Below are 12,634 nucleotides of genomic sequence, written 5' to 3'. Positions count from 1 at the left end.
CAAACAGACCGCAAAACCATCAATCAAACCCTACTTCACAAGATTTCTATACTCACTTGGACTTACACCCAAGACTTTTTTGACATACCTCGTAAAAAACGAATGACTGGAAAAGCCCATTTCGTCTGATATTTCTGAAATATTTAGTTTTTTGTTTTCTAGCAGCAAAACAATTCGGTCTTTGGTATATCGTTGTATCCATTGTGATGCTGTGATTCCTGTATTGGCTTTGCAAATTTGATTGAGATATTTTGCTGTGATGTGTAGTTGATCACTGTAAAATTGCACTTCTCGATTTTTCATACAATGGAGATCCAATAGATGAACAAAGCGTTCGTACAAGGTGCCACTTTGCAAAGTTCGGTTGCGTCTTTCCAATTGATCCATGAAAATATCCCACATTTCTAAAATAAAAAGTTGCATTTGCAATTTCAAAATTTCATTATAAAAACGATTATTTGTTTCCAATGATTTTGAGTAAAGCGATTGAAAATTCTTTAAAATCCGCTCCTTATTAATTTTATCAGGATGCAAAATCGGATTTACTCTATGATGAAGAATGGCATCTGTAGCCGTATTAAGGTTAGGATAATTATCCGAAAGCAATTGTTTATCGACAAATAAAATGGTTGCCTTAAAGTTTTTGGAAAAGTTAAGTTCAGAAATAGCATTATCTGCAAGCCAGAAAATAAATTCGCCTTGTTTGCAATCAAATGTGCGGTTGTTGAAAATAAATCGGGTGCTTCCTCGCTGACAAAAAATATGTGTATGGTATTTTTTTTGAAAATCTTTTGGAAATTCTTCACTTCCCGAAGCTTTTAATAATATGATTTTTGGCTTTTCCATCGCTTCCATTTTAGTACAAATTAATTCATCGGCTAAAATAGGTACTATTTGACATTATTGCTGTACTATTTGTAATAAAAGTAAGGTGGCTTATTTTTAATTTTGTATCGTAAAAAATGCAAAAAATGGAAACACAAGATATTTTTGAAAGATTACGAAACGGAGAAACCATAATTCCAGACGATGCTCAAGCATTCAAAATGCGTGAAGCTTCTTTTGCTACAAAAGCATTGTTGCTAAAGATGAACAACACAGCAAACCCAAGTGAAATTAGAGAATTATTGAGTGAGATTACATCTTCAGAAATTGACGAAAGTGTAACAGTATTTACACCCTTGCACATCAATTATGGTAAGCATACCAAAATAGGTAAAAATGTGTTCATCAATTTTGATTGTGTGTTTTTGGATTTAGGCGGAATTACCATCGAAGACAACGTGCTGCTTGCTCCAAAAGTAAGTTTGCTCACCGAAAGTCATCCTCTTAATCCTAAAGAAAGACAATCGTTAATTCCGAAACCTATTCACATCAAAAAAAATGCGTGGATTGGTGCCAATGCAACCATTTTACAAGGTGTCACCATTGGCGAAAACGCTGTTGTGGCGGCTGGCTCAGTGGTTTCTAAAGATGTTCCAGAGAATGTCGTTGTTGGTGGGATTCCTGCAAAAATTATTAAAGAAATTAAAATATAAAATGAAAATAGTTCAAATCACACTTGCAATCATCCTATCAACAATGATACTGTCTTGCAATCAAAACAAATCAACAATGGAAAATACAACACAAGAATTGACCTCCATTTTTCCAAAAGGCGAAAAAGGGTCAAACGATTTATTCACTGGAAACGCTTATCCAACGGCTTTGATAGATGCCGATAGCATTTACAACACTTTGGTTGGCAACGTTTATTTCGAACCTGGAGCAAGAAGCAATTGGCACAGTCATCCTGCTGGTCAAATTTTAATTATTACCGATGGAATTGGCTATCACCAAATTGAAGGAAAACCAATTGAAATTATTAAAAAAGGTGATGTAGTCAAATGTCCGCCAAATGTAAAACATTGGCACGGAGCAAGTGCTGATGTGGGTTTACAACAATTATATATAATTCCAAATACCGATAAAGGCATTGTGGAATGGAACGAAGCGGTAACGGCCGAACAATATTCAATCAATAATTCAAATAAATAAAAAGATGAAAAATATAGCAATCATTGTAATCGCATTTCTGATGACTTTCGGACAAGCATTTGCACAAAACAAAAAAGAAAATTCAAAAAAAATGGAAACTACAGAACAATATACATTTCAGTTGAGCGAAAAGGTTACAAGACAAAAAGTATCTTTCAAAAACCGTTATGGTATCATGCTTTCAGGCGATTTGTATCTTCCAAAAAATTCAGGAAACGAAAAATTATCGGCTTTGGCAATCAGCGGACCTTTTGGTGCTGTGAAAGAACAATCGTCTGGTTTGTATGCCAATCAAATGGCAGAAAGAGGTTTTGCTGTTGTGGCATTCGACCCATCGTACACTGGAGAAAGTGGTGGCGAACCGAGAAATTTGGCTTCGCCAGAAATTAACACAGAAGATTTTAGTGCGGCAGTAGATTTTTTAGGAATTCAAAAAAATGTGGATAGAGAAAAAATTGGGATTATCGGCATCTGTGGTTTTGGAGGTTTTGCCCTAAACGCTACCGCTATCGACAAACGTATAAAAGCTGTTGCTACTTCAACAATGTACGATATGACGAGAGTGATGTCAAAAGGATATAATGATGCCGTAACTTTAGAACAACGCACAAAAATGCTGGAACAATTAGGGCAACAACGTTGGAAAGATGCAGAAAATGGCACATTTACTTATGGACCAGAAGGTAATAAAGCGTTGAAAGGAGATGAGCCACAATTTTTAAAAGAATATTACGATTATTACCGAACTAAAAGAGGATTTCATAAGCGTTCGGTAAATTCGGGAAATTCTTGGACTGCAACTACGCCTTTATCGTTTATGAATATGCCCATATTAACGTACATCAAAGAAATATCGCCAAGACCAGTTTTAATTATTGCAGGCGAAAAAGCACATTCAAAATATTTCAGTGAAACTGCATTTCAAAACGTCAATGAACCGAAGGAATTAGTAATCGTTCCTAATGCTGTTCACGTGGATTTGTATGACAAAGTAGATGTTATTCCGTTTGATAAATTGGAAACTTTTTTCAAAGGGTATTTAAAATAGATGCAATATTATGAAACATTCATTTTTAATTCTCATAACTTTTATGTCTGTTCTAATCAGTAGTGCATCTTCTTGTAATAAAGTAGACGACAATATCAATTCAGAAAACAGCCATACGATGATAAACGGTAAAATCAAAATAACGGTTAATTCACAAACCTTTACAGCTACACTTTTTAACAATAATTCAGCAAAGGCCTTTAAGGAAATGTTACCTCTAACTATTAATATGACTGAACTGAACAGCAACGAGAAATATTATGATTTGCCAAACGATCTTCCAACAAATTCGTCCAACCCTGAAACTATAAAAAATGGCGACTTAATGTTGTACAGTTCAAAAACTTTGGTGTTGTTTTACAAAACTTTTTCAACATCATACACTTACACAAAATTGGGAACAATAGATGATGTTGCAGGTTTTGCATCTGCATTAGATTCGGGAAACATAATCGTTACTTTTGAATTGCTATGACGAGAAAAACTAAATCTACAAGAACTACAGCTTCCTATAACAGCTGTTTTTGCAATAGTGGGGGTTGAAGTGCTTAATTGAGTATTTGTGATTCTAATTTTTCACCATCGTAGAGTAGTAAACGTTACCCCATTTTGCCAAACCGACGGTAACGACAAGAAAGATACCACTGAGATGAAACATTTAACAGATTTTGTAATTTTCAACCAATATCCTTCTTTAAACGGGTTGTTCAGCATTTCAGAACATCGATGAGAAATTTTCCTTTGGCTTCAAGCCAAAAATCTTTCCTATGTGGAATCAAATCTTTCAAAAAATTACTATTCTAAAAAAAAAATCGTATTGTTTTTTAAATCTTTATTTTGGTGTGGAGCCTAGTATTATCAGGTATAATTTAAGTTTTTTTTTCGTTTTTAAAAAGCGCATTATTTTTTAAAATAAAATTTGGCACAATTAATGGATACAGTTTTTCAATATAAATTATAAAGCTATAACTAATGAAAAAAATTACCTTATTTTTAGTTTTCATCGGGATGATGACACTACAAAGTTGCGAAGTAACAGAAATAACCGATACTGTGGATAATGATACCATTAGTGAAGTGTTTGAAGTTACAACTTCATTTAATTCCAATAATAACTACAGTAGATTGGTTACTTTTAATCCGCCAATTTATTCATCGGATGTAGTTTTAGTGTACCACCTGTATGATACGGTAAATGGTGAAGACATTTGGAAACTAATGCCTCAAACGTATTATTTTAGTGATGGTGGAGAATTAGATTTCAATTTTGATTACACCAGATATAATGTTAATATTTTTCTTTCTGCTAATTTTAGTCTTACTACATTACCTTCAAGTTGGACACAAGACCAAACTTTTAGAATTGTAATTATACCGGCTAGTTTTGCTACTTCAGTAAATAAAAACAGTATCGACGCAGTAATGTCAGCATTAAAAGTGGAGAAGACTGAGATTCAAAAAATCAATTTGTAGGTTACAATATTCAATAAAATAAAAAAAGGAAATCGTGAGATTTCCTTTTTTTTATGCGTTTTTTTTTGAATTAATTAGACAAATTCTTTGTTGCTTTTTCTTAAAGATGCAATAATTCCAGCTATAAGTGAAACCGCTATAAAAGCCAGCGACACCCATTCCGGTAATTTAATATAATCGTGAAGCAGCATTTTAATACCTACGAAAGTCAAGATTGCAATAAGACTGTATTCTAAATGAGCAAATTTATCAAGCATGTGGGCAAGAAAGAAATACATAGAACGTAATCCTAAAATAGCAAAGATATTCGAACTAAAAACCAAAAAAGGATCACTTGTTATGGCTAAAATAGCAGGAACACTGTCTATAGCAAATACGACATCCATTACTTCAATTACTATAAGCGCTACAAAAAGAGGTGTTGCAGCTGTAATATGTCTTCTTTTTACAAAGAAATGTTCTCCGTCGATGTGATTCGAGATAGGTATAACTTTTTTAAGAGCCTTATAGATGAATGATTTTTTGGGTTCAAATTTTTCATCTTCACCACTAAACAACATTTTCATAGCAGTGTAAATTAGAAAACCTCCAAAAATATAGGTCATCCATGAAAATTTGTTGATAAGCAAAACACCAAAATAAATCATTAAACCTCTAAAAACGATAGCGCCTAATATTCCCCAAAATAATACTCGATGTTGGTATTTTTGTGGAATTTTAAAGGCAGAGAAAATAATAGCGATAACAAAAATATTATCTATACTCAGAGATAATTCTATTAAATAGCCTGTAATGAATTTTATTGACGCATCTGCAGGTTTCAAAATATCTGGATTTGCAATATAATCCGTGGTGTAAAGCCAATAGACCACTCCTGAAAACATAAATGATAATGTTACCCATATTGCTGTCCATTTACCAGCCTCTTTTGAACTTATAATGTGTGGTGTTTTATTGAAGACTCCTAAATCGAGTGCAAGAAAAATTAAAACAGCTGTTAAAAAAGAAATCCAGACAATCATATCAGTTTATTTTTTTAGATTAGCAAAGATACTTTTTGATTTTTTAAGATTAAAATTTATTCTGAACAAAAGTCAATTTTTAAAAATGTCTAACAATAAAAAAGGTGTCATCAGAATTGATGACACCTTTTTTTATAAACAAAATCAAATTTTATATAAACTTATTTTTATACTAAAGCTGGTTCTTCTATTAAAGCAGATTTTACAGTTTTAACAATTCTTGCAGCGATTTTGTATGGATCTCCGTTTGAAGCTGGTCTTCTGTCTTCCAACCATCCTTTCCATCCTTTTTGAACAGTGATTAATGGGATTCTTATAGAAGCTCCTCTGTCAGAAACACCATAAGAGAAATCATTGATAGAAGCAGTTTCATGCTTACCAGTTAAACGTTGATCGTTGTATGCTCCATAAACTGCAATGTGTTCTTTTGTTACAGGTCTGAAGGCTTCACATATTTTTTCGTAAACTTCTTGAGAACCACATGTTCTTAATATTTCATTAGAGAAGTTTGCATGCATTCCAGATCCGTTCCAATCAGTATCACCTAATGGTTTTGGATGGTAATCAATATAGTAACCGTATTTTTCAGTCAAACGATCTAGTAAATATCTGGCAATCCATATTTCGTCTCCAGCTTTTTTAGCCCCTTGAGCGAATAATTGAAATTCCCATTGACCACAAGCAACTTCTTGATTGATGCCTTCAAAGTTAATTCCGGCAGCGATACATAAATCAGCATGCTCCTCTACTAAACTTCTTCCGTGAGTGTTTTTACCACCTACTGAACAGTAGTACATCCCTTGTGGTGCAGGGTATCCTCCAATTGGAAATCCTAAAGGCAATAAAGTTTTAGTATCCATAATGAAATATTCTTGTTCGAAACCAAACCAGAAGTCACCATCATCATCAATTGTAGCTCTACCGTTTGAAGGGTGAGGAGTACCGTCTGCATGCATAACTTCGGTCATTACTAAGTATCCATTTTTACGTGTTGGATCTGGATAAATAGCAATTGGTACTAATAAACAATCTGATGAACCACCTTCTGCTTGTCTAGTTGATGAACCATCAAAAGACCAGTTTCCGATTTCTTCCAAAGTTCCTTGGAAATTTTCATGCTCTTCAACTTTAGTTTTACTTCTAAGATTTTGTGTTGGTTCATAACCATCTAACCAAATGTATTCTAATTTTATTTTAGCCATAACAATATAAATTTATTCGTAACTTTTATTTTATGCAAAAATAAATTAAATTTTAACTCCAGTAAAAATAAGGGGGTGTTTTTATTTGTTAGCCTGTTATTTTTCTCATAACTGCATTTTCAGTGGGGTATATTTTAAAAATGATAATTTAAAAGGGGAATATAAATTAATTTCATAATCCACGATTCTATTTTTTTTACGTTTTATTCCTTATATTTGCTATTTACTAATAAAAATATTAATAATTTAATTTTTTTCACATGTCTACATTACGTTTTCAAGCTTTGAGAGAAGCTTCCACTAGAAAGCCGGTTCATTTTGAAGAATCCGATAGAAAATCAGTTATTTTTGGTTCGAATGTATTTAATGATAAAGCCATGAAGCAGTATTTGACTTCAGATGCTTATAAGGGAGTCCAGGGTGCTGTTCAGCATGGAACTAAAATTGATAGAAAATTAGCTGATTATATTGCAATGGGTATGAAAGAATGGGCTCTATCAAAAGGAGTTACCCATTACACACACTGGTTTCAACCGTTAACAGGAACAACTGCTGAAAAACACGATGCTTTTTTTGAAACTTCATATGATGGTAGCGATCCAGTAGAAAAATTTGGGGGTGCTCAATTAGTTCAACAAGAACCAGATGCATCCAGTTTTCCAAATGGAGGAATCAGAAACACATTTGAAGCAAGAGGGTATACTGCTTGGGACCCAACTTCTCCAGCATTTATTTTTGGAACTACATTATGTATCCCAACAGTTTTTATTTCGTACACAGGGGAAGCTTTAGATAATAAAATTCCTTTGCTAAGAGCGTTATCTGCAATGGATGATGCTGCTACCGAAGTATGTAAATATTTTGATAAAAATGTAAAGAAAGTTACTGCAACCTTAGGATGGGAGCAAGAATATTTCTTGATTGATAAATCATTGGCTGATTCTCGTCCGGATCTTGTGATGACTGGAAGAACTTTGCTAGGACATACCTCTGCAAAAGGACAACAATTAGACGACCACTATTTTGGTTCTATTCCAACTCGTGCTTTAACGTACATGAGAGATTTAGAGCAAGAATGTATGTTGTTAGGAATTCCGGTTAAAACACGTCACAATGAAGTAGCTCCAAATCAATTTGAATTGGCACCTATTTTTGAAGAGACAAACTTAGCGGTAGACCACAACTGTTTGTTAATGGACGTAATGCAAAAAGTGGCAGAACGTCATGATTTGAAAGTATTATTCCATGAAAAACCGTTCAAAGGCGTTAATGGTTCAGGAAAACACAATAACTGGTCATTAGCAACAGATACTGGAGTAAACTTGTTGAGTCCAAGTAAAACGCCTATGAGCAATTTACAGTTCTTGACTTTCTTTATCAATACAATCAAAGCGGTAAATGATTATGAGGCATTATTAAGAGGAGCTATCGCTTCTGCAAGTAATGACCATAGATTAGGCGCAAATGAGGCGCCACCGGCAATTATCTCGGTATTTATTGGTGAGCAATTAACTAAAGTTTTAGCTGAATTAGAAGGCGTAACTGCAGGGAAATTATCTCCGGAAGAAAAAACAGATTTAAAACTAAATGTTGTAGGTAAAATTCCAGATGTACTTTTGGATAATACGGATAGAAACAGAACTTCACCATTTGCTTTTACAGGAAATAAATTTGAGTTCAGAGCCGTAGGTTCTACTGCAAACTGTTCTAATGCAATGACTACTTTGAATGCCATTGTTGCTAAACAATTGAAAGATTTCAAAAAAGAAGTGGATAGCTTGATTGAATCGAAAGACATGAAGAAAGATGATGCTATCTTCAATGTATTGAGAGAATATATCAAAGTTTCTAAAAATATCCTTTTTGAAGGAGACGGTTACAGCGATGCTTGGGAAATCGAAGCAGCGAAAAGAGGTTTAAGCAACTTCAAAACAACTCCTGAAGCATTAAAAGCAAGAGCTTCAAAACAAGCTTTGGATTTGTTTTCTGAGTTGAATATCATGAATCACATCGAGGTTGAAGCGCGTTACGAAATTGAATTGGAAGAGTACACTAAGAAAATTCAAATTGAAGGTAGAGTTTTAGGTGATATTTCTAAAAATCACGTAATTCCTACTGCTATTCGTTACCAAAATACTTTAATTGAGAATGTTAAAGGATTGAAAGATATTTTTGGAGCTGAATTTGAATCCATTGCTAAAGAACAAATCATCTTAATCAGAGAAATTTCCAGTCATATCGAAGGAATCAACTCTAAAGTGGAAGCGATGACAAACGAAAGAAAGAAAGCTAACAATTTGACTGATGCGCAAGCAATGGCTGAGGCATATTGTAATAATGTAAAACCATATTTTGAAATCATCAGAAACCACTGTGATAAACTGGAGTTACTGGTAGATAATGAACTTTGGACATTGACTAAATATAGAGAATTGTTGTTTACAAAATAAACTAAAATCTCTAAAATAGTAGACCCGATACGTTTCAAAACCTATCGGGTTTTTTTATACTATTTTTTTTATTTATGCGTTATTTTAAAATAATAGTCAATTGTTTTACATGAAAATAAGACTTTTTTTTATTTTGTTTTTTTATATAATTGCTTTGTCTGCACAAGATAAATTGGTATTGTTTTTTGATTTTAATCAAGATATAATTAATGAAAAATCACAACAAGATTTTTGCAAATGGTTAGAACATTCAAAAGGCAAAGAGATTTTAAAAATTCAAGGATATTGTGATAGTATAGATTCCAATTCTTACAACAAGGAACTGTCTTTTCGAAGAGCTAATAATGTACTCGCACTTTTAGAATTTAATAAAGTTCCTCTGAGCAAAAAACTTGAATTATACGGTTTAGGAGAAGACTTTGAGCAATTAAAAAATCAAAGCGATAACCGAAAAGTTTTAGTTTATTATCAAGATAAGATTTCCATTAACAAAAAAACAGATAATGAGAATTTGGTTTTTGAAAAGGACCAAGTCAAAGAAGTTCCTGTTAATGAAACAAAAAATAATATTTCTCTGATTGAAAAAGTAAATAATGCTAAAATAGGAGATTTGATAAAACTCGAAAATCTAAATTTCTATTTTAATTCAGAAAGAATAATTACAGAATCGGAACCAATTCTTTCTGATCTCCTTCAGGTTTTAAAAATGAATCCTCAATTGAAAATCTATATATACGGACATATTTGTTGTAATGAGAATCCAAATGACGTGAAGCTTTCCTATAGAAGATCAAAATTTGTATTTGATTATTTAATAAGAAACGGAATCGCCACTTCAAGATTAGGGCATAGAGGATTCGGAAGCAGCAGACCTATATATGCGTTGCCGGAGAAAAATGAAGCAGAACGAATTGCCAATAGAAGAGTCGAAATATTGGTCGTGAAAAAATAGTGTAATACTGTAAAATAATGACAAACGTGTTTTTATAAAAAATGCCTTTCCATTTCGGAAAGGCATTTTTAAGTTTAATACATTTAATTTCAGCTTACTAAACGGTTTCTTCTGCGGTTGTCGGGTCAATGGTTGTAGATATTCGACTTATTGAATTTGCAGGAAACCCGCCTTGTTTCGCATGTTCGCGAATTATTTCTTCGTTGGGAGCAATATAAGTACAATAAATTTTGTCAGCGGTAACCTGACTGTTAACCCATTGGATTTGCGGTCCCATTTTACCCAATACTCCGCAAGATGTTTGCGAAATAGCTTTCAGTTGATCGGCATTTAATTTACCGGCACCAGGAATCTCTCTTTCAATTACATATTTAGGCATGATATTGTTGTTTTAATTTCCTACTCGTATGGCTTTTCGGCATGGCCCCGTTTTTTATAGTGGTTGCTGGTTTCCACTTTTCTAAGTTTAATTCAGTGTTTAAATTTTGTTGAACTTTTAAAGGTAGTTTATTGGATAAACTCAATTAGAATCAATATTAATTTAGGATTATAGCGATTAATATAAATGGCATTTCAGTGTTAATTTTTAAATGTAATAATCTAACAGTTAAAATGTTATAACAAATTTAATGAAATAAAACTACACTTTATGGAAGGAATGTAGATTTAACGAAACACTTGAAAACCCCATAGGCAAAACCCAAAAAAATAATTATCTTTGCCGCACAACTACCTGCCATAATGCAGGCTTCACAACTATACTACATGAGTTCAGATACTTCAAAAAGATATGCGCTTCGCGGTGTTTCGGCATCCAAAGAAGATGTTCATAATGCCATAAAAAACATTGATAAAGGATTATTTCCACAAGCTTTCTGTAAAATAGTCCCTGATTATCTAACTCAAGACGAAGACTATTGTCTTATTATGCATGCTGATGGAGCAGGAACTAAATCTTCTCTGGCGTATATGTATTGGAAAGAAACTGGAGATATTTCCGTTTGGAAAGGCATTTCGCAAGATGCTTTAATCATGAATATTGATGATTTATTGTGCGTAGGAGCAACCGATAATATTTTGCTTTCTTCAACTATAGGAAGAAACAAAAACCTAATCCCGGCCGAAGTTATTTCAGCAATTATCAATGGAACTGAGGAGTTGATTAAGGAACTGGATTCTTTTGGCGTGACCATACATTCAACAGGTGGTGAAACGGCAGATGTAGGCGATATTGTTCGAACTATAATTGTAGATTCAACAGTAACAGCTCGCATGAAACGTTCTAAAGTAATAGATAATGCTAATATTAAAGCGGGTGACGTAATTGTAGGATTAGCCTCTTTTGGTCAGGCTACTTATGAGAAAAGCTATAATGGCGGAATGGGAAGTAACGGATTAACATCGGCGCGTCATGATGTTTTCGGGAAGTATTTGGCAACTAAATATCCAGAGAGTTTTGATGCTGCAGTGCCGGAGGAATTAATCTATTCCGGACAAGTAAAATTGACGGATGCAGTTGAAAATTCACCAATCGACGCCGGACAATTAGTGCTTTCGCCAACCAGAACCTATGCGCCAATTATCAAGAAAATTTTAGATAAATATTCTTCTGATGAAATTCACGGAATGGTACATTGCAGTGGTGGAGCACAAACTAAAATTTTACATTTCGTAGAAAAGCTACACATTATAAAAGACAATTTATTTCCGGTTCCGCCATTGTTCCAGTTAATTCAAGAACAATCTAAAACGGATTGGAAAGAAATGTACCAAGTTTTCAATTGCGGTCACCGTATGGAAATTTACGTTCCGGAAGCTGTTGCACAAGACATTATCGCGATTTCTAAATCATTCAATGTTGATGCTCAAATCGTGGGTAGAGTAGAAGCAGCCGACACAAAAAAACTTACTATTACCAGCGAATACGGGACTTTCGAATATTAAAAAGCTTTAAATGAAGCTCATTTTTTAATCTTTCAATTCTCTAATCTTTTAATTTTTCTAAATGTACGAATTACTTTTTTGGAGATATCAGGACGGAATTTATCTCAACCATCACTTGGTGTATGAAGCTCTTGTTGAGCAAGAAATCGTCGAAGGATTAGAAGAACTGCCTGTGATGGTTATCATCAATAGAATCAATTCGGTATTTTCAAACTGGGAAAAAGTAGACGAATTTAGTTGGAAAAACACGACTGGAAAAGGTGCTTTTCACATCAAAACGACACCACAAAGCATACAAATTGATTGCTACGGAACCGAAGGTAAAACTATGAACCTTCTAGCAGATACTATGGAAGAATTCAAATGTCCGTTGTACGATCCGCAAATTCCGGTGCGTTACGACGAAATGAACGAGTAGTTTTTTTGGAGCTATCCCCAAAAATCGCTACAGCACTTCGTTACATTCCGATATTTCGGGACTCCCTTAAAAAAAATATTTTTCTAAA

Annotated in this window: 13 protein-coding genes; 9 read left to right on the top strand and 4 right to left on the bottom strand. The window is 33.6% G+C overall.

The window, feature by feature from the left end:
- Nucleotides 1-30: 30 nt before the first annotated feature.
- A complete protein-coding gene (locus QLS65_RS00250) occupies nt 31-846 on the bottom strand; it encodes an AraC family transcriptional regulator (protein WP_233550029.1) in 816 nt (271 codons plus the stop codon).
- A 125-nt stretch (nt 847-971) separates the two neighbouring features.
- Between QLS65_RS00250 and QLS65_RS00245 the strand changes: the two genes are divergently transcribed.
- The 5 genes from QLS65_RS00245 to QLS65_RS00225 all read left to right on the top strand — a co-directional run bounded on the left by QLS65_RS00245 (nt 972) and on the right by QLS65_RS00225 (nt 4,558).
- Complete coding sequence (locus QLS65_RS00245; RefSeq protein ID WP_282714461.1) at nt 972-1,538, top strand: sugar O-acetyltransferase; 567 nt, start codon at nt 972-974, stop codon at nt 1,536-1,538.
- 76 nt (nt 1,539-1,614) lie between these two features.
- A complete protein-coding gene (locus QLS65_RS00240) occupies nt 1,615-2,037 on the top strand; it encodes a cupin domain-containing protein (RefSeq protein WP_282714459.1) in 423 nt (140 codons plus the stop codon).
- 4 nt (nt 2,038-2,041) lie between these two features.
- Complete coding sequence (locus tag QLS65_RS00235; protein ID WP_282714458.1) at nt 2,042-3,085, top strand: alpha/beta hydrolase; 1,044 nt, start codon at nt 2,042-2,044, stop codon at nt 3,083-3,085.
- A gap of 10 nt (nt 3,086-3,095) precedes the next feature.
- Nucleotides 3,096-3,560: a cyclophilin-like fold protein gene (locus tag QLS65_RS00230; protein ID WP_282714456.1), complete on the top strand. Its 465-nt coding sequence runs from the start codon at nt 3,096-3,098 to the stop codon at nt 3,558-3,560.
- 497 nt (nt 3,561-4,057) lie between these two features.
- The gene (locus QLS65_RS00225; protein ID WP_099714686.1) at nt 4,058-4,558 is read left to right on the top strand and encodes a hypothetical protein; all 501 of its coding nucleotides are present in this window, start codon (nt 4,058-4,060) and stop codon (nt 4,556-4,558) included.
- Nucleotides 4,559-4,632: 74 nt separating this feature from the next.
- Here the strand turns inward: QLS65_RS00225 and QLS65_RS00220 are convergent, their stop codons facing one another.
- Both QLS65_RS00220 and QLS65_RS00215 read right to left on the bottom strand, forming a co-directional pair.
- Nucleotides 4,633-5,580 (bottom strand): TerC family protein, encoded by a 948-nt coding sequence (locus QLS65_RS00220; RefSeq protein WP_282710270.1) that lies wholly within the window; start codon nt 5,578-5,580, stop codon nt 4,633-4,635.
- A gap of 167 nt (nt 5,581-5,747) precedes the next feature.
- On the bottom strand, nt 5,748-6,782 hold the full coding sequence (locus QLS65_RS00215) for a glutamine synthetase beta-grasp domain-containing protein (protein WP_282710268.1): 1,035 nt from the start codon (nt 6,780-6,782) through the stop codon (nt 5,748-5,750).
- Between the two features lie 260 nt (nt 6,783-7,042).
- Between QLS65_RS00215 and QLS65_RS00210 the strand changes: the two genes are divergently transcribed.
- Nucleotides 7,043-9,232: a glutamine synthetase III family protein gene (locus QLS65_RS00210; protein ID WP_099714689.1), complete on the top strand. Its 2,190-nt coding sequence runs from the start codon at nt 7,043-7,045 to the stop codon at nt 9,230-9,232.
- A 109-nt stretch (nt 9,233-9,341) separates the two neighbouring features.
- Entirely contained in the window at nt 9,342-10,184 is an 843-nt protein-coding gene (locus QLS65_RS00205; protein WP_282710266.1) for an OmpA family protein, read from the top strand.
- A 97-nt stretch (nt 10,185-10,281) separates the two neighbouring features.
- Here the strand turns inward: QLS65_RS00205 and QLS65_RS00200 are convergent, their stop codons facing one another.
- Nucleotides 10,282-10,563 (bottom strand): DUF4242 domain-containing protein, encoded by a 282-nt coding sequence (locus tag QLS65_RS00200; protein WP_282714452.1) that lies wholly within the window; start codon nt 10,561-10,563, stop codon nt 10,282-10,284.
- A gap of 386 nt (nt 10,564-10,949) precedes the next feature.
- Here QLS65_RS00200 and QLS65_RS00195 point away from each other — a divergent pair, with 386 nt between their 5' ends.
- Together QLS65_RS00195 and QLS65_RS00190 are read left to right on the top strand one after the other, a co-directional pair.
- Entirely contained in the window at nt 10,950-12,128 is a 1,179-nt protein-coding gene (locus QLS65_RS00195) for an AIR synthase related protein (protein WP_099716288.1), read from the top strand.
- Between the two features lie 61 nt (nt 12,129-12,189).
- A complete protein-coding gene (locus QLS65_RS00190) occupies nt 12,190-12,546 on the top strand; it encodes a hypothetical protein (protein WP_282714450.1) in 357 nt (118 codons plus the stop codon).
- Nucleotides 12,547-12,634: the final 88 nt, after the last annotated feature.

It is taken from the genome of Flavobacterium algoritolerans (assembly GCF_030010385.1).
In the GTDB taxonomy this organism is placed as follows: Bacteria; Bacteroidota; Bacteroidia; order Flavobacteriales; family Flavobacteriaceae; genus Flavobacterium; species Flavobacterium algoritolerans.
This window is presented reverse-complemented; position numbering and strand designations above follow the sequence as displayed.